The sequence below is a fragment of the Desulfovibrio piger genome, from assembly GCF_900116045.1.
GTDB classification, from domain to species: Bacteria; Desulfobacterota; Desulfovibrionia; order Desulfovibrionales; family Desulfovibrionaceae; genus Desulfovibrio; species Desulfovibrio piger_A.
On sequence record NZ_LT630450.1, the window covers coordinates 519271 to 540322 of the forward strand.

Annotated in this window: 21 protein-coding genes; 10 read left to right on the top strand and 11 right to left on the bottom strand. The window is 63.7% G+C overall.

All coding sequences use genetic code 11. The annotated features are described in order from the left end of the window. Window position 1: 1 nt before the first annotated feature. Genes xseA through dxs form a run of 5 tightly spaced genes read left to right on the top strand, consistent with a single transcriptional unit; the run spans window position 2 to window position 5458 of the window. Complete coding sequence (xseA, locus tag DESPIGER_RS02625) at window positions 2-1495, top strand: exodeoxyribonuclease VII large subunit (protein WP_072332707.1); 1494 nt, start codon at window positions 2-4, stop codon at window positions 1493-1495. Next, on the top strand, window positions 1488-2381 hold the full coding sequence (locus tag DESPIGER_RS02630) for a M23 family metallopeptidase (protein ID WP_231927618.1): 894 nt from the start codon (window positions 1488-1490) through the stop codon (window positions 2379-2381). The genes xseA and DESPIGER_RS02630 overlap by 8 nt, the downstream gene beginning before the upstream one ends. 6 nt (window positions 2382-2387) lie before the next feature. Beyond that, window positions 2388-2657, top strand: a complete 270-nt coding sequence (xseB, locus tag DESPIGER_RS02635) for an exodeoxyribonuclease VII small subunit (RefSeq protein WP_072332713.1) — start codon at window positions 2388-2390, stop codon at window positions 2655-2657. After that, a complete protein-coding gene (locus DESPIGER_RS02640; protein WP_072337494.1) occupies window positions 2657-3550 on the top strand; it encodes a polyprenyl synthetase family protein in 894 nt (297 codons plus the stop codon). Before xseB ends, DESPIGER_RS02640 begins: the two co-directional genes overlap by 1 nt. 3 nt (window positions 3551-3553) lie before the next feature. Beyond that, window positions 3554-5458, top strand: a complete 1905-nt coding sequence (gene dxs / locus DESPIGER_RS02645; protein WP_072332715.1) for a 1-deoxy-D-xylulose-5-phosphate synthase — start codon at window positions 3554-3556, stop codon at window positions 5456-5458. 243 nt (window positions 5459-5701) lie between these two features. Here dxs and tilS read toward each other — a convergent pair whose 3' ends face one another. The 6 genes from tilS to DESPIGER_RS02675 form a co-directional block, all read right to left on the bottom strand. Next, the gene (gene tilS / locus DESPIGER_RS02650; RefSeq protein WP_231927655.1) at window positions 5702-6769 is read right to left on the bottom strand and encodes a tRNA lysidine(34) synthetase TilS; all 1068 of its coding nucleotides are present in this window, start codon (window positions 6767-6769) and stop codon (window positions 5702-5704) included. 6 nt (window positions 6770-6775) lie between these two features. Beyond that, window positions 6776-7111: a hypothetical protein gene (locus DESPIGER_RS02655; protein WP_072332718.1), complete on the bottom strand. Its 336-nt coding sequence runs from the start codon at window positions 7109-7111 to the stop codon at window positions 6776-6778. Continuing rightward, window positions 7111-8415, bottom strand: a complete 1305-nt coding sequence (hemA, locus tag DESPIGER_RS02660) for a glutamyl-tRNA reductase (RefSeq protein ID WP_072332721.1) — start codon at window positions 8413-8415, stop codon at window positions 7111-7113. The genes DESPIGER_RS02655 and hemA overlap by 1 nt, the downstream gene beginning before the upstream one ends. A 15-nt stretch (window positions 8416-8430) precedes the next feature. Further along, window positions 8431-9258 (bottom strand): cytochrome C assembly family protein, encoded by an 828-nt coding sequence (locus tag DESPIGER_RS02665; RefSeq protein WP_072332724.1) that lies wholly within the window; start codon window positions 9256-9258, stop codon window positions 8431-8433. After that, window positions 9245-9940, bottom strand: a complete 696-nt coding sequence (locus DESPIGER_RS02670; RefSeq protein ID WP_072332727.1) for a precorrin-2 dehydrogenase/sirohydrochlorin ferrochelatase family protein — start codon at window positions 9938-9940, stop codon at window positions 9245-9247. Before DESPIGER_RS02670 ends, DESPIGER_RS02665 begins: the two co-directional genes overlap by 14 nt. A gap of 89 nt (window positions 9941-10029) precedes the next feature. Further along, window positions 10030-10989: a hypothetical protein gene (locus tag DESPIGER_RS02675; protein WP_072332730.1), complete on the bottom strand. Its 960-nt coding sequence runs from the start codon at window positions 10987-10989 to the stop codon at window positions 10030-10032. Between the two features lie 587 nt (window positions 10990-11576). On the opposite strand from DESPIGER_RS02675, the gene ybgF reads away from it, so the two are divergent. The 5 genes from ybgF to tnpA all read left to right on the top strand — a co-directional run bounded on the left by ybgF (window position 11577) and on the right by tnpA (window position 16229). Further along, entirely contained in the window at window positions 11577-12173 is a 597-nt protein-coding gene (gene ybgF, locus DESPIGER_RS13250; RefSeq protein WP_231927619.1) for a tol-pal system protein YbgF, read from the top strand. Continuing rightward, window positions 12170-13468 (top strand): DNA-processing protein DprA, encoded by a 1299-nt coding sequence (gene dprA, locus DESPIGER_RS02685; protein ID WP_072332736.1) that lies wholly within the window; start codon window positions 12170-12172, stop codon window positions 13466-13468. The genes ybgF and dprA overlap by 4 nt, the downstream gene beginning before the upstream one ends. Window position 13469: 1 nt before the next feature. After that, the gene (locus DESPIGER_RS02690; protein WP_083575261.1) at window positions 13470-14453 is read left to right on the top strand and encodes a tyrosine recombinase XerC; all 984 of its coding nucleotides are present in this window, start codon (window positions 13470-13472) and stop codon (window positions 14451-14453) included. Window positions 14454-14646: 193 nt separating this feature from the next. After that, entirely contained in the window at window positions 14647-15564 is a 918-nt protein-coding gene (locus DESPIGER_RS02695; protein ID WP_072332739.1) for a manganese-dependent inorganic pyrophosphatase, read from the top strand. Between the two features lie 209 nt (window positions 15565-15773). Continuing rightward, window positions 15774-16229: an IS200/IS605 family transposase gene (tnpA, locus tag DESPIGER_RS02700; RefSeq protein ID WP_072332742.1), complete on the top strand. Its 456-nt coding sequence runs from the start codon at window positions 15774-15776 to the stop codon at window positions 16227-16229. Window positions 16230-16472: 243 nt separating this feature from the next. Here the strand turns inward: tnpA and DESPIGER_RS02705 are convergent, their stop codons facing one another. The 5 genes from DESPIGER_RS02705 to DESPIGER_RS02725 form a co-directional block, all read right to left on the bottom strand. Continuing rightward, the gene (locus DESPIGER_RS02705; RefSeq protein ID WP_072332745.1) at window positions 16473-16976 is read right to left on the bottom strand and encodes a flavodoxin family protein; all 504 of its coding nucleotides are present in this window, start codon (window positions 16974-16976) and stop codon (window positions 16473-16475) included. Between the two features lie 55 nt (window positions 16977-17031). Beyond that, window positions 17032-18333 carry a TRAP transporter large permease gene (locus tag DESPIGER_RS02710; protein WP_231927620.1) on the bottom strand — a complete coding sequence of 434 codons (1302 nt, stop codon included), beginning with the start codon at window positions 18331-18333 and terminating at the stop codon, window positions 17032-17034. A gap of 9 nt (window positions 18334-18342) precedes the next feature. Further along, a complete protein-coding gene (locus DESPIGER_RS02715) occupies window positions 18343-18813 on the bottom strand; it encodes a TRAP transporter small permease (protein ID WP_072332748.1) in 471 nt (156 codons plus the stop codon). A gap of 95 nt (window positions 18814-18908) precedes the next feature. Next, a complete protein-coding gene (gene dctP / locus DESPIGER_RS02720; protein WP_072332751.1) occupies window positions 18909-19985 on the bottom strand; it encodes a TRAP transporter substrate-binding protein DctP in 1077 nt (358 codons plus the stop codon). Window positions 19986-20051: 66 nt separating this feature from the next. Then, the gene (locus DESPIGER_RS02725) at window positions 20052-21002 is read right to left on the bottom strand and encodes an AEC family transporter (RefSeq protein ID WP_072332754.1); all 951 of its coding nucleotides are present in this window, start codon (window positions 21000-21002) and stop codon (window positions 20052-20054) included. Between the last annotated feature and the right edge of the window lie 50 nt (window positions 21003-21052).

Genomic DNA, 21052 nt, shown 5'->3' on the forward strand with positions numbered 1-21052 from the left:
CATGCCCGCTGCGTGCGAACAAGAGCGCATCCTGTCCGTCACCGAACTGACGGACAGGATGCGTCGTACTCTGGAGGGGACATTTCCCTTCGTCTGGGTCCGGGGCGAGATAGGCGAACTGTCTTTCCCCGGCTCCGGGCATGTCTATTTCACCCTCAAGGATGCCGGTGCCCAGCTGCAATGCGTCTGGTTCCGGGACCGCCAGATGCGCGGCCGGAACTTCGACCCTCTGACCGGCGAGATCTTTGCCGAGCCCCGGCCGGATCCCGTGCGTCTGCTGCGGCAGGGCTCCGAACTGTTCTGTGCCGGACAGATCAGTGTCTACGGGCCGCGCGGCAGGTACCAGCTGATCGTGGAACTGGTGCAGGCCGGGGGGCAGGGCCTGCTGGCCCAGGCCTTTGAGGAACGCAAGCAGGCGCTGGCTACCCGAGGTTTTTTCGCTGCGGAGCGCAAGCGTCCGCTGCCTGCCTGCCCCAGCCGCGTGGCGCTGGTGACGTCGCCTGCCGGGGCCGCCATCCATGACTTCATGGAACTGGCCTCCGTACGGGGCCTGGGGGCCGAAGTGCGCCTGTTCCCGGTGCGGGTGCAGGGGGAGGGCGCTGCCGGGCAGATCTGCCGGGCCCTGGACGAGATCAACCGTCAGGCCTGGGCGCAGGTCGTGGTGATCATCCGGGGCGGCGGCTCGCTGGAAGACCTCTGGTGCTTCAATGAGGAAGACGTGGCGACAGCCATTTTTTCCTCAAAGATCCCGGTGCTGGCCGGTATCGGCCATGAAGTGGACGTGACCCTGGCCGACATGACGGCCGATGTGCGTGCGGCCACCCCGTCCCATGCGGCCCAGCTGCTCTGGCCCCTGCGGCGTGAATACTGGCAGCGGCTGGATGAACTTTCCCTCGCACTGGAACGCGCACGGCAGGGATGGCTGCAACGGCAGGAAGACCGGCTCCAGCGTTGCGAGCGTGCCCTGCGCCTGTGTTCGCCCGCCCGCCGTCTTGAAGGGGCGGCGCTGCAATGGCAGCAGTGGCAGCAGCGCCTGCTCCAGGCCGGGGAACGCCTGCTGCGGGATCGCGAACTCCGCCTGCAGCACCACCAGGAACGTTTGCGGGCCCTCACGGGGCCGGGACGGCTGGCACATCTGCAGCAGCGTCTTGCGCTGCTGGAACAGAAGTTTGGCAACGCCGCGCATCTGATGGTGCGCGGACGTGAGCAGGTCGTGCGGGACTGTACGCGTGATCTGGCACGTCTGGGACAGGAAGCCGTCTCGCGTCGCGGGCACGAGCTGGAATGTCTGGAGCTGCGCCTGGCGGCCTGCAATCCTCTGGCGCCGCTGGGGCGCGGCTATGCCGTGGTGCGCACGGCCGAAGGGCGTGTGCTGTCTTCGACCGGGCAGGGCAGTGCCGGGCAGGACGTGCGTATCCTGCTGCGGGACGGGGAACTGGAAGCCAGGGTCACCGCTGTGCATCCGTATGACGGACAGGGAGGGGAACATGTCTGAGCAGTCTTCTTTTTTCCAGCGGCCGGGCAGCGGCATCCTGGGGACCGTGATCCTGCTCCTGCTGTGGGCCGTCCCGGCAGTGGCGGCCATGCATCTGGAGCTTCCCGCGAGGGCAGCCCGCGGCGATGCCATCCGCGTGCAGACCTCCGGTGACGGGCCAGTCCTGCCTGTGACCGTCTCCTGGCTGGAGCGGGAGCATGTCATGGCGGCGCAGCCGTCAGAGGGCGGCTGGCAGGCGGCATTCCTGCTGCCCGTGCCGCTGGACAGCAGCGCCAAAAGCCTTGTTCTGAAAGTACGGACGCACGACGGACAGCAGGCGGAGGCCCGTGTGGTCCTGTTCGATAAAAAACGTCCGGTGCAGGCCCTGCGGGTGGACAAAAAATATGTGGATCCACCGGCAGAGGTGCAGGAGCGTATCCGCAGGGATCGGGAAAAGGCCGGCAAGGCTTTGGACAACTACAGCCCGAAACGTTTGTGGACGGCTCCTTTTGCGCGGCCCGTGCCGGGGGGCGTGTCCAGCAGGTTCGGACTCAGGCGGGTCTTCAATGACCAGCCGCGCGGAGTGCATCGCGGGCTCGACCTGCGCGGTGCGGAAGGGACGCCCATCCTGGCCTGCGCCGACGGCCGGGTCGTGCTGGCCGACGATTTGTATTTTTCCGGCAATGCCGTATATATTGACCACGGGCAGGGAGTGTTCACTTCCTACCTGCACATGTCCCGTATCCTTGTCCGGCCGGGCGATGTGGTCCGGCGTGGCCAGGTCATCGGTAAAGTTGGGTCCACGGGACGGGTCACGGGGCCGCATCTGCATCTTTCCCTGATCGTCCTGGGGCAGGCGGTGGACCCGGAACCCCTGCTGGAAGACCGTCCCGCTGCCCGGAGATAACGCATCATGAAAGCCAGAACGAGCAAGAAAAACCTGACTTTTGAAGAGCGCATGGCGCGCCTGCAGGAGATAGTGGAAACCCTGGAAAACGGACAGCCGTCACTGGAAGAAGGGATGGCCCTGTACCGGGAGGGCATGGAATGTTCCCTGCAATGCCGGCGCCAGCTGGAGCAGGCCCGGCAACAGCTGACGGTCTGGCAGGACGGACAGGTCCGGGCGTTCCGGCCGGAAGAGAGCGCGGAAGATCCCCTGCAACAGAGTGTGGAGCAACGATGATGATGTCTACAGAAGCCATGAAAGCCCTGCTGAAAGAAAGAGGGAAGCTGGTGGAAAGCTATCTGGCGACCTGCCTTGACGGGCAGGAGATGCCGCCCCGGTTGCGGGAATCCATGCTGTACAGCCTGCAGGCGGGCGGCAAGCGCCTGCGTCCTGTGCTGTGCCTGAGCTGTGCCGCCCTGTGCGGCCTGCAGCCGGCGGCCGTGCTGCCGTTCGCCTCCGCCATCGAGATGGTCCATACCTATTCCCTGATCCACGACGACCTGCCCGCCATGGATGACGATGACCTGCGCCGCGGCAAGCCGTCCAATCACAAGGCGTTCGACGAGGCTACGGCCATCCTGGCCGGGGATGCCCTGCTGACGGATGCCTTTGCCCACATGTGCCGGGTGGAGCTGCCCGTCGGCCAGGTGCTGCGGGCCGTGGCGGAATTTGCCCGTGCCGCCGGTTCGTCCGGCATGGTGGGCGGGCAGGAATGGGACATGCTCTATACCGGCCTGCCGCCTGTGGGCATGGCGGAGCTGCGCCGCATGCACGCCATGAAGACCGGGGCCCTGCTGCGGGCCTCCTGCGTATGCGGTGCGCTGCTGGCCGGCGCTGCCGACGATGTGTGCGAACGCATCGGCCGGTACGGTGCCGCGCTGGGGGTGGCCTTCCAGATCGCGGACGATATCCTGGATGTCGTCTCCGACACGGCCACCCTGGGCAAGCCTGCCGGCAGTGATGCCGCACAGGGCAAAAACACCTATCCGGCGCTGGTGGGGCTTGACGAGAGCCGCCGCCTGGCCCGTGAGCAGGCGGATGCCGCCTGCGCCGCGCTGACCGGTTTCCGCGGGCCCGAAGCCGAATTCCTGCGTGCCCTTGCCGGGTACACCATCACGAGAGCGGCCTGAGACATGACGGAGAACACTGCACAGTCCCTGCTGGACAGCCTGACATCACCGAAACAGGTGATGGATCTTTCTGACGAACAGCTCCCGCTGCTGGCCGCGGAGCTGCGCAAGCGCATCATAGACGTGGTGTCCAAGAACGGCGGGCATCTGGCGCCTTCGCTGGGGGTCGTGGAACTGACCCTGGCCCTGCTGCATACCTTCAACATGGAGAGGGACAAGATCGTCTGGGACGTGGGGCACCAGGCCTACGCCTACAAGCTGCTGACCGGACGCGCTTCCCGGTTCCATACCCTGCGTACCCTGGGAGGGATCGCGGGCTTCCCGCGCCGCAGCGAGAGCCCCTATGACCGCTTCGGCGTGGGGCATTCCTCCACCTCCATTTCCGCGGCCCTGGGCATGGCCATGGCCCGCGATCTGGCCGGCGGCAAGGAACATGTCCTGGCCGTCATCGGTGACGGCTCCCTGACGGCGGGCGAGGCCTTTGAAGGTCTGAACCTGGCCGGGCATATGGGGCGCCGGCTCATCGTGGTGCTCAATGACAACGAGATCTCCATCTCGCCCAATGTGGGGGCACTGTCCCTGTTCCTGAGCCGGACCCTGTCCCGGCGCTGGGTGCGGCAGATGCGCAAGGATGTGCTCCAGCTGTTGCGCTCCATCCCCCGCATCGGGCAGAAACTGGCCCTGTACGCCATGCGCGGTGAATGGAGCTTCAAGTCCTTTTTCACGCCCGGCATGCTGTTCGAGGCCTTCCGCTTCACCTACATCGGGCCTGTGGACGGGCACGACCTGCCCGCCCTGTGCCGTCATTTGCAGATGGCGGCGGCCGTGGAGGACGGGCCGGTGCTGCTGCATGTGCGCACCTGCAAGGGCAAGGGCTATGCCCCGGCGGAGAAAGACCCCACCCATTTCCATGGCGTGGGCCACTTCGAGCCGGAAACGGGCCTGCTCATCCCCAGCGGCAACAAGACGCCTTCCTTTACCGGCATCTTCGGCAAGACACTGGTGGAGCTGGCGGAAAAGGATGACCGCCTGCTGGCCATCACGGCGGCCATGCCCGAGGGTACCGGGACGAACCTTTTTGAGGAGAGGTTCCCGGAGCGCTTCGTGGACGTGGGCATCTGCGAACAGCACGCCGTCACCTTTGCCGCCGGTCTGGCGGCCAGCGGCTTCCATCCCGTGGTGGCCATCTATTCCACTTTTTTGCAGCGGGCCTATGACCAGATCGTCCATGATGTCTGCCTGCAGAAACTTCCCGTGACCTTCTGTGTGGACAGGGCCGGTCTGGTGGGCGAGGACGGGGCCACGCATCATGGCGTCTTCGACATCGCCTATCTGCGCCATATCCCCGAAATGACCCTGCTGGCCCCGCGGGATGAGAACATGTTGCGCCATTGCCTGCTGACGGCCACCACATCCGGCCTGCCCTGTGCCGTCCGTTATCCGCGCGGTGCCGGTATGGGGGTCCCGCTGGAAGCCGGACTGCGCCTGCTGCCCTCCGCCCGTGGCGAGATCATGCAGGAAGGGGAGCGGGTGGCCATCGTGGCCGTAGGCAACCGTGTGCGCCCGGCCCTGGAAGCTGCGGCGGCCATCGAAAAGGAATTCGGCTTCCGGCCGCTGGTCTTCGATCCCATCTGGCTCAAGCCGCTGCCCGCGGCGCAGCTGGCCGGGATAGCCCGGGCGTTCGATCGTATCGTCTTTGTGGAAGAAGGCTGCCTGGCAGGCGGTTTCGCCTCGGCCGTGCTGGAGCGCTGGGCCGACGACGGCCTGTTGCGCGGCCAGCGCATCCGCCGGCTGGGCATCGGCGATGCCTTTGTGGAGCACGGCACCCAGGCCCAGCTGCGCGAACTGGTGGGCCTGCGGGCGCCGGACATCATCCGTGCCGTTCGGGAACTGGTCCTGAAGGACTGAGCCTTTTACCGAGGCGACGAAGACGAAAGGGGCGTACCTGTGGCGGGTGCGCCTTTTTTGCATGCTGCGGAAGAGGGAGGAGGCAAGGTCCTCTGGATGCGGGGAAAGCACAGGGGGAATGACGTTCCGGCAGAGAGACAGAAGAAGGCCCTCCAGGGGGCCTAGGAAAGCGCAGGCGGGAGACGGGAGCGCTGCGTAGGGCCCGGGGCAGGGCGGTCCCGCAGGGCTGGCCCTTGCCGCTCCTCAGCTTTTCTGCCTTGCCTGCCGTTTTTCGACATAAAAGCGGATACTGCCTCCGCTGAGACGGGCCATGATATTGCCGGGCAGCTGAAAGGTGGTGCCGCCCCGGCCTTCCTGCCAGGCCTGATCCAGGGCCAGCAGGGTGGCTGAACGGGCCTGGCCGCCGAAGATGCGGGCCAGCCTGGCCACAGCCCTGTGGTAAAGACGCAGCCGCAGGGCCGCATGCATTCCCCGCAGCAGGGCACGGGGCAGGGTGACGCTGCCGGGGGTTTCCTGCCAGGGGCAGCGGGCAAGATGGCGCTCCATTTCCTGCCGCCAGTAATCGCCGTCAATGCCGGCCAGCTCCCAGAGATGCAGACAGGTTTCCTCAAGGCGGGGATTTTCCGTGCGCAGGAGCGGGAGAAGGGTATGCCTCAGGCGATTGCGGGTATAGCGAATGTCCGCATTGCTGGCATCCTCCCGCCAGGTGATGCCGCAATGATGCAGCAGCTCTTTCAAGACACGGCTTTCCGTACACAGCAGGGGGCGCAGCAGGTGGCGTTCCGCATCTTCGGCCCGCATGCCGCCCAAGGCCGGCCAGCCGGTGCCGCGGAGGAAGCGGAGCATCTGGTCTTCAGCCACATCGCCCCGGTGATGCCCCAGCAGGATGGCTGTGGCGCCGCATGCCCGCCGGGCCTGCTCCAGCAGGGCATAGCGTGCCCGCCGGGCCGCCTCTTCCGTCCCCAGGCCGTTTTGCCGTGCCAGTCGGGACACATCCGCCGTCAGGATGCGGCAGGGGATGTGCCAGGTCCGGCAGAGTCCGGCCACGAAGGTGGCATCCCCGGCGGATTCCGGCCGCAGCTGATGGTCCACCGTCGCCACATGCAGCAGCCAGCCATGCCGGGGCGCCAGAAGGGTCATGATGCATAAAAGAGCCGTAGAATCCGCACCGCCGGAAACAGCCAGCAGCCAGGCCCTGCTGTCCTGCATCTTCAGGCGGTCACGGCAAAAACGCTCCACATCCAGGCACAGGCGGGCCAGCCGGGAAGGGAGCGTTCGCAGTTCGGGGACGGGGATCATGCCGCAGGGCATCGCCACTTAGGTGGGAATATGGAGTTCTTTCAGGGTATCCGTGATGTAGTCCATCATGTGCCGCTGCAGCTCGGGCGACGCATAGGCCACGCATTCGCAGCGGATACGGCCCCGGGCGCGTACCAGCAGCTCCAGGCGCAGGCTGGTCTCTTCGCATTCCAGCGCCATGACATAGGGCCCGCACTGGCTTTCGTGTTCCTTCTGCACGGCGCTGAGCATATGGGCGGGGATGGGCAGCCAGTAAATGCCGTCCAGCCCGGCACCCAGATCCATGGCGTCCAGATGTTCGCACAGGCGCCTGGTTTCTTCGGCCCGCAGGTCATCAATGAGGAAATAGCGCATTATTCGTGCTCTCCGTTGTTCCGGGCACTACAGGTACAGCCCTGGTCAAGGTTGAAGATGCGGCGCATGAGGCTGATGCGCGGCGCGCTGCCTTCCTGCGACATGGTACCGCGCTTGAGGAACATGATGGGATCGTGGTTCAGCTTGCGGACCAGGGCCAGGGCCATGACCTCGATGGCTTCGCGCGTGGCGTCGTCCACATGGCCCAGACGTTTCAGGGTGCGGGCCACTTCTTCGTGGGCGGCGTTCTCGCCGTGCTGGATGAGGTCCACGATGGTGGGCTGCACATCCAGGCTGCACAGCCACTGCCGGAAGATGTCCACTTCCTCGCCCACTATCTCGGCGGCTTTCTGGGCTTCGTCGCGACGGGTGGCCAGGTTCTCTTCCACCACTTCCTTGAGGTCGTCGATATCGTAAAGATAGACGTTGTCCAGGCCGTTGACGTCGGGGTCGATGTCGCGGGGGACGGCGATGTCGATGAAGAACATGGGCCGGTTCTTGCGTGCCTTGAGCACACCGCGGATGTCGCGGGCACGGATGACGGGATCCGGCGAACCGGTGGACGTGATGATGATGTCCACTTCCGTCAGATGGGAAGCCAGGGATTCGAAGGGCAGGGCCCGGCCGTTGAACTGCCGGGCCAGTTCTTCACCGCGCGAGAAGGTACGGTTGGCCACCAGGATCTCGTCCACGCCGGCCTGGAGCAGATGGGTGGCGGCCAGTTCGGCCATTTCGCCGGCACCCACCAGCATGGCCTTGTGGTGCTGCATCTCGCCGAAGATGCGTTTGGCCAGCTCCACGGCGGCATAACTGATGGAAACGGCGCTGGAGGCCACGGCGGTCTCGGTGCGCACGCGCTTGGCCACGGAAAAGGCCTTGTGCAGCAGACGGTTGAGGATCACGCCGGTGGCGTGGCAGGCGGCGGCCTTGCGGTAGGCGCTCTTGAGCTGCCCCAAGATCTGGGGCTCGCCCAGGATCATGGAGTCTAGGCTGGAAGCCACGGAGAACAGGTGCCGCACGGCATCCATGTTCTTGTAGACGTAGACATAGGGCCGGAGTTCTTCGGGGTCGGTACCGCGCGCGGCGGCCCAGCGCTCCAGGATACGGCCCGCCACGTCCCCATGACCGGTGGCGAGCAGCTCCACACGGTTGCAGGTGGAAAGGATCATGGCTTCGCCGATGACATCGTCACACGGCAGGGCCCAGTTTTCCCGGCTGCAAAAATCCACAAGGGCGAAACGTTCGCGCACGTCCACACCGGCGGTGCGATGGTTCAGGCCAACAAGTACGATATCACAATCCATAGCAACGTCGGTGGATTAAGGTTTGATGAAGGAATGATGCGTTTCCATCAGGGTATTGACGACCACGATGGAGAAAAGGCTCAGGCCGAAGACCAGCACCATCAGACGGGCGGGCTTGCGGCCGCGCCAGCCGGTGGCAAGGCGGCCGTGGAACACATAGGCCATGAGCAGCCAGACGATGATGCTGACCACTTCCTTGGGGTCACCGGTGAAGGTGGCCCCGTAGACGGGCTTGGCCCAGAACAGGCCGGAGACGACACCCAGCGTGTACAGCGGAAACGAGGCCGCCACGCCGAAGGCATTGATCTTGTCCAGCAGGGAAAGAGCCGGCATGTCCTGCCAGAAACCTTCCATGCGCAGTTTGTTTTTGATGCGCCGTTCCAGGAACAGGAAAAGGGAGCTGGCGGCGAAGGCCAGGGTCATGAGGCCCATGCTGAGGAAGAGCGCCCCCACATGCAGTGCGTAGAAGGAGCCCTTGAGCTGTGGAGGCACCTGCACCACGGCGGAAAGGTAAGGGGCGGAAACGGCAAACAGGATGAGGGCCAGCGGCGTGGCCAGCAGGAGCAGGGCCTCCTGCTTGTACCGCAGGCGGCTGACAAGCCCGCACAGCAGGACGAACCAGGCCAGCATCTGCAGATAGCCGCCAAGGCTCAGCCCCGTGGGCATGGTCTTGTGGAAGCCGAGCAGGAGGGAAAGCGTCTGGCAGACGAATCCCAGCCCCGCCAGCCAGCAGCCCAGACGCCGCCAGAAGGCATTGCGCAGCAGCATGCCGGCCAGGCCGGCCACAGTGGCAGCGCCGTAACAACACAGGGTCAGGAGGGTGGAGGTCTCAGGCGATAACATCAAGCAACTCCGGGATGCGGTCGTGCAGCTTTGGCGGCAGCAGGGCCTGCAGACAGCGCAGGCACGCCTGCCGGTCGCCCTGTTGCAGATGATCCTGCAGGGGCGACTGGGCCAGAGCGCGGAACAGGGCCGTATTGTGCCCTGTCTCGTCGTGCAAGGCAAGGACCATGGGACGCAACTGTCCCATCAGACGGACCATTTTCTGGCGGGCGTCCAGCCAGGACGCCAGTTCGTCCTTCCAGCGCCGGGAAAGGGCCGGGCTGGCCCCGCCGGTGGAAAGGGCCAGCGCCATGCCGCCGGAGCGGGCCACGGCGGGCACGATGAACGAGCCTTCCGCAGGGGCGTCTATACAGTTGCACAGGATGTGGCGTTCCCGGCAGAGAAGGGCGATATGCCTGTTGACCGCGGCATTTCCCGTGGCGGCAAAGACCAGCTGGCGGCCGGCCAGGTCATCGTCACGGAAGGGCCGCTGCTCAAAACGGACACAGGGCCGCTCCAGCAGCGGGAGCAGACCGGCGGCAGGGGCTTCCATGTCCAGGGCCAGGATCGAAGCCGGTGCGCATTGCAGCAGCCCCTGGAGCTTGCGGCTGCCGACCCCCCCCAGTCCGGCCACGAGGCAGTGCAGGCCGCTCAGGTCCAGAAAAAGGGGATAAAAATTTTTTTCCAAAGATTGGTGAGACATGGGCAATGTTCCCGGCGGCGGCCCGGACGCACGACAGCCAGCGTGCCTTCACCCATCAGAGAAAGATGGCACGCTGGCTGTCATGTCGGCTAGAGCCGGATCAGTTCCATGAAATAGGGCAGGGTAAAGCCCATGGACAGCAGCAGGCCGATCACAAGGGCAGGCTTCTGGCGCAGAGGCGTGGCACTGCGCACGACCAGGGTCCAGAGCAGGGCCGGCAACAGCCAGAGCAGTACCCGGACACTCTGGAAAACGGCATCCTGCTGCATGAACACGCCGCTGGTCTGCCAGGTCTGCCAGATCTCCAGTCCGCTGGACGCCACCAGCAGCAGCCAGAGCAGGATCCAGGCATTGCGGGCCCAGCGCGTGCACCAGGGGACCATGGTATTGTAATAGTCCCGGCCAAAGTCATCGGCCTTGCGGCGCAGGAGCAGCCATACGGCGCCAAAGGCTCCGGCAAGGGCAAAGATCAGGGGCAGGGTATAGCACAGGGCGCTCAGGTAGGCCTGACCGAACTGGGGCGTGAACAGCTGCGGGATGGTGATGCTGCTGGCCTCGGGCAGGGACAGGGCATTGTACAGGCGGGTGACGGCCATGACCCCCGCGCAGGTCATCAGGCCCTGCAGGAAGGCGATGGCGCCCAGGATGATGTGCAGTACGGGATAATTGGCTAGGAATTTCCAGAGCATGAAGTAGCAGCAGGAAACGATGGCCGCAAAACCGAACATCATCCAGGTGGCTTCACTGAGCAGGACGATGATGCTGTAGGAGTCGAAACCGTCCAGCGCCAGGATGAGCCACAACCGGCCCCCCAGCAGCATGAGCCAGCCCAGCAGCATGCTCAGGCAGGCCAGCTGCCGCGCGCATTTGTTGTAAGCGGAGCGTTTGCGCCGCAGGGCTATAATCTCGCCGCAGATGGCGATGAAGGTAAGACCGAAATAGGCATAGAGCAGGGCAAAGGGCACGATGATGCTCCCCATGTCCAGCCCTGTCTGCAGCAGCGGATTGTCAGCGATGAAGGCGCGCACGCTTTCTAAAAAGTTCCCCATTGTTCCTCCAAAGATTCACCGGATCCCGGCCCTCTGGCGGGGAGACGCCGGGTTCGTGTTGGTTGTGCCTCAAAAATGGCCGTGCTGCAAGCAGCGCTTGCATTGCCGGAGCGCATCGGGCAGAAAAAAGACAGGAGTCTTCCATGAAAGCACATGCCCTCAGTCTGTCCTTGTTGCTCGCGGTCCTGCCTGCCCTGTCGCATCCCCCGGCCGTTCCGGCCGCGGATGCGCGGCAACTGCAGGAAAGCTGGCAGCTGCCGTGGGCAGAGGGCGGCAGCGGGCCCGTGCATTCATATCGCGGGCCCGTTCGTGAAGAGTTCCTGCAATGTGAGCGGGGGCAATGTCCTTTGCCCGTCCATGAGGGAACCGCCCCGGCCTGCGGAACCGGCGGAGCGCTGCCGCCTGCCGTGGCGCCTGCGGCGTCCTTGCGGCAGGATGAGCCTGTGGCGCGGGGCAGGGCTGGGGAAAAGAAGGGCCCGCCGGCTGCAAAAGGGCAGGAGGCACATGCGGAGCAAGGAATCCCGTCCCGGGCAAAAACACCATCCGCGACCGCCGCGACCGGCAGTCCCGCTGCCGCCGGAAAGGGCATGGCGGCCCGGACAAAGGGAGATCCCTCCACGCAGACGTCCTCCGGGGATCCGTCCGAAAAGAGGCAGTCCGCCACTTCTGTCACCACTTCCAGACAGGCGGCAGGCACGGTGTCCGGGGCCGCGCCGGCGCCAAAGCCTGCTGCGGCCAGAGATGCGGCCCCTGTATCCGGCACAGACAGCCCGTCCGGTACCGCAGCGGGGGACACGTCCGCGCCCGTCATCGACGAAAAGGCTGCCTATCAGGCGGGACTGGAGCTTATATTGTCGGGCCGTCTGGACGAAGGCATGGCCCGTATGCAGGCCTTGCTGGAGCAGTATCCTTCCGGGTCGTATGCGGCCAATGCCGAATACTGGCTGGGAGAGGCCCTGTCCAGCCAGGGCCGGAACGAAGAGGCTCTGGCGCATTTCCGTAATGTGGAGGCCCGGTATCCCCGGCACCATAAAAATGCCGATGCCCTGCTGCGTACGGGGATGATCCTGAAGCGGCAGGGAGACGCGGCAGGCGCCGGCAAGGCTTTTCGGCAGGTGGTGCAGCGTTTCCCCTCGTCCGCAGCGGCCGATCTCATCCGCAAAAAAGGACTCGTGCAGCCATGACGGATGCCGCAGCGCCCCTGTCCGCCCGCTGGGCCCATATGGATGACCGCGCCCGGCGTGAATACTGGGCCGGTCTTGCCCTGCGGCATTGCCGCGGGCTGGGGGCCCGTTCCTGCTGCCGGCTGCTCCGCCATTTCGGCTCGGCCTTCGCTGCGCTGGAAGGCAGGGAAAGATGGGCCGATGCCGGGGTGGACAGGGGCAAGGGCGCCGAGCTCTCCACGGGCTCGTGGCGCGTCACGGCCCGGGCGGAGTGGGATGCCGTCCGTAATCTGGATGCCGTCGTCGTCCAGTGGCATGAGGCGGCCTATCCGGCCCTGCTGCGCACGCTGCCCGACGCCCCTGTGCTGCTGTACTGCCTGGGGGATCTTTCTCTGCTGGCCAATCCGGCCGTGGCCGTCATCGGCTCGCGCAAGGCGACGCCCCGGGGACAGGCTCTGGCCGGACATATGGCGGGGGCCTTCGCCTCCTGGGGCATCACGGTGGTCTCGGGCATGGCATGGGGCATCGACAAGGCGGCGCATGAAGCCGCGCTGGACAGGACAGGGAGCAGTATCGCCGTGCTGGGTACCGGCATAGACATCCCGTATCCCCGGGCCAACACCCGCCTGTATGACAGGATGGCGGCAAAGGGCCTGCTGGTCTCGGAGTTCGCTCCCGGTACACCGGCCCTGCGGGAGAATTTTCCTGTCCGCAACCGCATCATCAGCGGGCTTTCCCTGGGGGTCGTCGTGGTGGAGGCCGCCAGCCGCTCCGGGACCCTCATCACTTCCCGGCTGGCCCTGGAGCAGGGACGTGAGGTCTATGCTGTGCCGGGGGCGGCCCTGTCCGGCCAGAGCCTCGGCTGTCAGGAGCTTGTCCGGCAGGGGGCCAAGCCGGTGTTCGCACCGGAGGACGTACTGGAGGATCTTGCCGGGGCATTGCGTGATTTTGGTGTACAGGCCGAACATCTGGCACGGGAAGCCGCGGAACGCCGCCGCCGGGCCGAAGCCGAGGGCACGGGCCTGTCCCGCACGCTTTTTGCCTGCATGCCGCCGGAGACGGATGAACCGCCACGAAAGGACGACCCCGGCAGGGGAGGAGAAGTGCCGGCGCACGGGGAAGACGGGGATGCGGACGCCGCCTCTCCGGCACAGGACAATATCGTCCCGCTGTTGCGGGAGCAGGGCCCCCTGCATGTGGATGCCCTGGGGGCCGCCCTGGGGCGCAGCCCCGCCGAGCTGGCCCCGGTGCTGCTGGGTCTGGAGATCATGGGCCGCATCCGGCGCCTGCCGGGCGCGCGTTACGAGGCTGTATAAGATGGGACGGCATACCGGGAGGAGCACGGTGGAAGAGGAGCTTGATCCCCGCACTACTCTGGAGATAGAATCTTTTCTGGCCTGGCTGGACGTGCAGCGGGGCCTTTCGCCCACGACGCAGATCGCCTACGGGACGGATCTGCGCCAGCTGGCTCTTTTTCTCGCGCAGCGCGGCGCCTGCCTTGCCCGGCCGGCCGAGGTGAGCAAAAAACATATCCAGGCCTGGGTGGCCCGCCTGTACGCGCTGGGCGAAGCCAAAAGCTCCATGGCCCGCAAGCTCGCGGCGGCGCGGACGTTTTTCCGCTATCAGCAGCGCATGGGGCGCACGGAAAACAATGTGGCGGCCCAGGTGCGCAATCCCAAACAGGAGCAGCGCCATCCCCGTGTGCTCAACGTGGATCAGGTCTTTGCCGTGCTGGACACTCCCGATACGTTGGCCGGGGGCGGCTGCCCGCGTGTCTCCCCCGCCACCGGGGATGCCCTTGCGGCCCGGGATCATGCCCTGGCGGAATTGCTGTACGGCTCCGGGCTGCGCATCTCCGAAGCCCTGGGGCTCGATATGGCGGATCTGCGGCTGGAAGAGGGCGTCGTCCGCGTTTTCGGCAAGGGGGCGCGCGAGCGCATGTCTCCGCTGTCGGATACATCCGTGACGGCGCTGCGGGCCTGGCTCGGGCAGCGGGGCGCACTGGCGCCCGAGGGAGAGCAGGCCCTGTTCGTGGGGGCACGGGGCGGCCGTCTCGACCGCCGTGAAGCCATGCGCCGCATAGAAAGGCTGTGCCGCAATGCGGGCGTGGACCCTGTCTCGCCCCATGCCCTGCGCCACTCGTTCGCGACACATCTGCTGGATGCCGGTGCCGACCTGCGCAGCGTGCAGGAGCTTCTGGGGCACCAGCGCCTGACCACCACGCAGCGCTACACGCGGGTCAGTCTGGAGCGACTGATGCACCTGTATGATGAGGCGCATCCGCGGGCACAAAAAAAATAAAAAAATCACAAGTTCGTTACTGAAAATAAAAAGTAATGAAAATCAGGATAATAACAATAATTTCTCAGTAAATCCGGTCAGGTTTTTTTTTATGGGGGGCTTGGCAAGGCCCAGGTCTTGTGCTAAAGGTAACAAGCGTAAGGCAACTTACACACGTAACTGTGCAACGAAATTCCCAAAGAGGAGATATACCATGGCTGCACTCGTTCTTGGTCACATGAACCCCGATACCGACAGCATCATTTCCGCCATCGCCGCTGCTGACCTGTACAGCAAGCGTGGCTTCGAAGTCACCCCCGCCGCCCAGGGTGCTCCTACCCCTGAGACCGAATTCGTGCTGAAAAAGTTCGGTCTGACCGCTCCTCAGGTCGTGGAAGATGTGGCCGGTAAGGACCTGTACCTGGTCGACTACTCCGACCTCGCCCAGGCCCCCAAGGGCATGGACTCCGCCACCGTGCTGGGTATCGTTGACCACCACAAGCTGGGCGATGTGACCACCTCCAGCCCGCTGGAAGCCTGGATCTGGCCCGTGGGCTGCACCGGCACCGTGCTGAAGAACATGTACGATTTCTACGGTGTGGAACTGCCCAAAGCCATCGCTGGTGGCCTGCTGTGCGCCATCCTGTCCGACACCGTGATGTTCAAGTCCCCCACCTGTACCGAAGCTGACAAGAAGGCCGTGGAAGCCCTGGCCAAGGTCGCCGGTGTGGAAGACGTCATGGCCCTCGGTATGGAAATGTTCACCGTGAAGAGCGCTGTTGACGGCGCCTCCATGTCCGACCTGGTCTTCCGTGACTACAAGGACTTCGACATGAACGGCCACAAGGTCGGTATCGGCCAGCTGGAAGTCGTCGACCTGTCCATCCTCGACAAGGTGAAAGACGGCCTGAAAGCCGAAATCGCCAAGGTCAAGGGCGAAGGCCGCCACAGCGTGTTCCTGCTGCTGACCGACATCATGAAGGAAGGCTCTGAAATGCTGATCGTCTCCGACGATCCCGCCGTGGTCGAAAAGGCCTTCGGCGTGAAGCCCGACGGCGACAGCGTGTGGCTGCCCGGTGTGATGAGCCGCAAAAAGCAGGTCGTGCCCAACTTTGAAAAGGCCTTCAAATAAGGCTTTTGCTCAAAGCTGATACTGGGGCCGCTCCCTTCGGGGGCGGCCCTTTTCTTATGGGCTTTAGCCTGGTGAGCGCCTGGCAGGCGCGAAACAAAAAACCACCCGCTATGCGGGTGGAAACAATACGTTATACACACAAAAACACCTTTCCGCTACGATGAAGTTGTTCAAGCCCATCGCAACATTAACGGAAAGGTGTTTTTGTTATGGGAACCAAGGCTCATAGCCTAGCGCATACGAAATGGTTGTGCAAGTATCATATCGTCTTTACTCCAAAATATAGAAGGAAAATAATCTTCACACAGCTCCGTGAAAGTATAAAAGAAATTCTGCAATGCCTCTGCAAATATAAAGGGGTTGAGATTCTGGAAGGGCATCTGATGCCGGATCATGTCCACATGCTGGTGTCCATCCCTCCTAAAATCAGTGTGGCAAATTTCATGGGCTACCTGAAAGGGAAAAGTTCGTTGATGATATTCGATAAGTACGCAAATCTGAAGTATAAGTTCGGCAACAGAAAATTTTGGGCCGAAGGATATTATGTCAGTACGGTGGGGCTTAATGAGGCAACGATCAAAAAATATATCCAGGATCAGGAACGCCACGACATTATGAGAGACAAGCTGACATCACGCGAATATCAAGACCCCTTTAAGGGGTAGCCAAGGCGGCAAGGGCACTGGGCTTGAACAGCGTGAAAGCCAGCGTCTTTAGGCGCAGCCGGTAACAGGCCCTTACAGGGCCAGAGCAAACCACCCGCTATGCGGGTGGAGACAATTTGCGGTTATGCGGCTGTTCCTCCAGAAGGCCGAAAGCGGCCTGCCTCTACGGGCAGGCCGCTTTCGGCGCAGGTTTACAGCAGGGATACGGAATAAAGCGGTGTTTTGCTGTTTCCGGTCACGGAGCTATTTTTCGGGGAACAGCTCCCGGGCCTTTTCCGCGAAGCGGCGGCCGAAGATCTCGAAATCGGCCTTGCATTCTTCATAATGGTTGCCCACGGCATCCAGGGCCACAGGTCCCAGATGGATGTAGGGCTTGCCGTGGGCAGCACCGCCGGAATAGACCAGCATGCCCTTGACCAGCATGTGGGGCACCAGGGTCATGATGGCCACATCCGCGCCGCCCTGGGCATAGTGGGCCGTGGCAAAGACCCCGCCCAGCCTGCCGGCCAGCCTGATGCCGCGACAGCCTTCATCGAACCACCGTTTCATCTGCCAGCAGGTATTGGCCAGGTAGGTGGGTGTGCCGAAAATGACACCGGCACACTGGTCGATGTAGTCGGCATCCACGGTGTCTTCCACGGAAAAAAAGCGGGTCTCGCCGCCTGCGGCGGCCAGGCCGCGGGCGATGACTTCGGCCATTTCACGGGTATGGCCGGTCTTGCTGTAATAGATGATGGCAAATTTCATGTTCTGGATCTCCTTCAGGAGGCAGCCGCGGGAAAAGCAAGGGCTGCCTGCCGGTTTACATCTGTCCCAGCATGCGCGGCACGAAGGTCGAAAGATCAGGGAAGATGATGATGACCACCAGGGCCAGCAGGGAGGCGAAGATCAGCGGCAGGGCCGCCCTGCTGATGCGTTCCATGCTGATGCCGCTGATATTGGCGCCTACATACAGATTCACGGCCACGGGCGGCGTCACCTGTCCCACAGCCAGGTTGACTGTCATCATGATGCCGAACCAGACCGGATCCCAGTTGAAATGGGCCATGATGGGCAGCATGAAGGGCAGGAAAACATAATAGATGGAGATGGCATCCAGCAGCATGCCCGCCAGCAGCAGGATGATGTTGATCATCAGCAGGACGACCCACTGGTTGTCCGAAACGGCCAGAAGCACGGCGGACCCCTTTTCCACCAGCCCCACAGTGGAGGCCACCCAGGAGAAGAGCCCCGCACAGGTCACCACCAGCATGACCACGGCCGTGGCCCGGATGCTGGCCGCGAAGATCTCGATCAGGATGCTGAGGCTGTTGATGGTACGGTAGATGAACACTCCCACGAACAGGCCGTAGAACACGGCCACGGCAGCGGCTTCCGTAGGGGTGAACACGCCGCCGTAGATGCCGCCCAGGATGACCACGGGCGTCATGACCCCCCAGAAGGCTTCTTTCAGGGCCGTGCCCACGGCCTTGCCGCTGGCGTGCCCCCTGTAGCCCCGCTTGCGGGAGATGGTGAGCACGGCCGCCATGATGAACAGGGCCACCACGATGCCCGGTACGAAACCGGCAGCAAACAGGGCAGGTACGGAGACATCGGCCACGCTGCCGTACACGATGAAGGCGATGCTGGGCGGGATGACGATGGCAAGGCCGGATGTGACGGAGACGGTGGCCGCGGCAAAGGCCTTGTCATACCCGGCCCTGGCCATGCCCGGGATCAGGATCAGGCCCAGGGCGGCTACCGTGGCAGGCCCCGAACCGCTGACAGCTCCCCAGAAGGTGGCGACGGCCACGGTGGCCAGGGCCAGACCGCCGGTCATGGAGCCTACCAGGGTCTCCATGAGGGCCACGATGCGTGCGGCGATACCGGAACGCTCCATGATATAGCCGGCCAGGATGAAGAAGGGGATGGCCAGCAGAGGGAATTTGGCCACGCCCGCAAAAAAGTTGTAGGAGAGCATGCTGAAGCCCAGGTCCCATTGCCAGACGACGACCAGGGCAGAAAAGCCCAGGGCCAGCGCGATGGGCACACGCAGGATCAGCGGGATGGCGAACAGGACCAGCAGCCAGAAAGCCGGATCGTGCAGCAGGGATGTGGTTTCCACACGGGCCTCCTAATAGCTGCCGCTGCGCAGGTCGGCGCAGGCACGTTGCAACATGCGGAAAATGATCAGTACGGAAAAAAGCGGGGTGGCGATGGTATACCACCAGACAGGGATGGCCAGCGCTTCGGAAATGACCTCCAGTTCGTACTCGTCCCGTACTTCCAGCCAGCCCGTCCAGGCCAGGGCCCCGAAAAAGACGAGACAGAGCGCTATGGAGAACAGATAGCAGCAAAAGCGTAGCGGCTTGGGCAGGGCATCATACAGGATGCTCATGCCCAGATGGCTGCCGTCGCGAAAGGAACGGGCCGAACCGAGCAGGACGATCCAGACAAAGAAGTTGATGGTCAGCTCCTCCGTCCAGGCAAACGAGAACGGTGTGCAATAACGCACGACCACATTGACAAAGGCGATGGTCACCATCACCGCCAGCAGCAGCGCGCCCAGCAGCTCTTCCAGGCGTGTATCCAGAAAACGCAGCATCGAATCCATCCGGTGGTTGAAAAGGGGAGGGCGGACCCTCCCCCGCAAAACAAAAAAACAGCGATCAGCAATGCCTGCCGTACGGGGGGCTTTCCCTAACGGACAGACGCCATGTCCTCCTCGGCGGCCTTGACAAGGTCAGCGCCGATCTTGGCGGTCCAGTCCTTGCGGACGCCTTCCGTGGCCTTGGCCAGGGCGGCGATCTGTTCGTTGCTCAGGCGGGATACCGTCATGCCGTTGGCTTCCATGACCGCATAGGGATCCGTGGTCTCGGGCAGCTTGCCGATGCTCTTCAGATAGGCCAGGGCCGAACCGTCATCCATGCCCAGGCGGGAAAGGGCCTTGCCGTACTTTTCCGTTTCGGCGGCGCATTCCAGCAGCAGTTTCTGGTCTTCAGGGCTGAAGGACTTCCAGACGCGGGGATTGACGCCCAGCATCAGGGGGTCGATGATGTAGTGCCAGTCGCAGTGGAACGTGTGGTAATCCCATATCTTGAGCGGGATATTGATGCCGTTGGTGGGATTTTCCTGACCGTCCACCACGCCCTGCTGGAAGCCGGTGGTGGCTTCGCTCCAGTTCATGTTCACGGGGTTGGCGCCCAGGGCGCGGAACGTTTCGATGAAGATGGGGCTGCCCACCACGCGGATCTTCAGGCCGCGGAGGTCCTCAGGCCTGGTGATGGGGCCCTTGGAGGTGGTCAGTTCCCGGAAGCCGTTCTCGGTCCAGCCAATGATCTTGACACCTTTCTTTTCCACAGCCTGGGTCATCATCTTGCCGGACTTGCCGGCCAGGATGGCATCCATGGCCTTGTAGCGGTCGGGCTGCACGGCCAGGAAGAAAGGCAGGGCAGGCAGGTTCAGTTCCTTGATCTGGGGGGACCAGTTGATGGTGGAGGCCAGGGCAAAATCGATGGCACCGTTGCGCAGCAGCAAAAATTCCGAGGTCTGCTTGCCGGCCAGCAGCTGGCTGGAGTGGTAGACCTTGATGTTGATGCGTCCCTGGCTGCGCTCGCGCACCAGATCGGCAAAGAACGTGCCGGTCATGCCCCAGCCGGAAGTGGCGCCGGGCACGACGCTCAGTTTGTACTCGCTTTTGTACGGGGCTGCCGTCGCCGGCAGGGCCAGCAGACAGGCACACACGGCCATGACTGCCCAGCGGTAGAAAGCTTTCATGAAACATCCTCCTCAGGATAGAACGTCCTGTCGTGGCCACAGGTCCCCACGACACGCGGCAGCATCTCACAACAGCGGCAGGACGAAAGACAGCGCAGGCAAAATGACGACCAGGGCCAGGGTGGAAAAGATCCACAGCGCATTGGCCATGTCCACATCGAGCCCGAACAGGGCCGGGGGAACCAGGGCCGTCATGGCGACAGGCATACAGGAAAGCACCGTCACGACCCGCAGCGGCAGCCCCCCGTCTATGCTGCCGAGTCCGGCCAGGGCGGCCAGCGGTACCAGCAGCACGGGGACGCCGACAAATTTGACGGCCGCCAGGGCCGCGGCCTCGCGTGCGTAGCAGGACACGCGGGAAAGGCGCAGCCCGAGCCCGATGGCAAAAAGGAAAAGCACGGTGGCAAGGAGCATGGCGGCCGCAGCCAGGGATCCCAGCGGAGCGGGCCGGGGCACCCCCAGGACGTTGAGGGCCAGGCCAAGCCCCAGAGCCGTCAGGATGAGCAGCAGTACGGGATCAGGCCGGAAGGAACGCAGGCTGAAGACCCCTTCGCCGCCTCCAAGCCGGCGTGCCACGGGGAAAGAAATGCCGAAGTAGAACATTTCCTCGCAGAGCCGGAACAAGGCGACGATGGCGATGGCTTTTTCGCCAAAAAACAGGACAGAGACCAGTGCACCTACCGCGCCCAGATTGGCGAACGTACCGCAACAGTAGAAGCTGCCGGTACGCGGCCCATCCAGATGCAGGCCACGGGCGACCCGCAAGGAGAGTATCCCGCCCCAGATCCAGGACGCGATGCCCAGAAAGGGCAGGACAAGCAGACGGGAATCCGGTGAGGGCAGGCCCCACAGGGAGAGCATGGCGGAGCAGGGGATCAGGCAGAAAACCGCAAGGGACTGCAGGCGTTGCCGGACACGTTCCAGCAGGGGGCGGGGAATGCGCAGCAAATGCTGCACGGCATGACCCGCGGCAAGGCTGAGAAAAATGAGGCAAAGGGAAAGGAGCAACCTGTCCATAAAAACGTGATCCGGCTTCTGGCATCGGGCGCATGACGGCAGGGCATGTC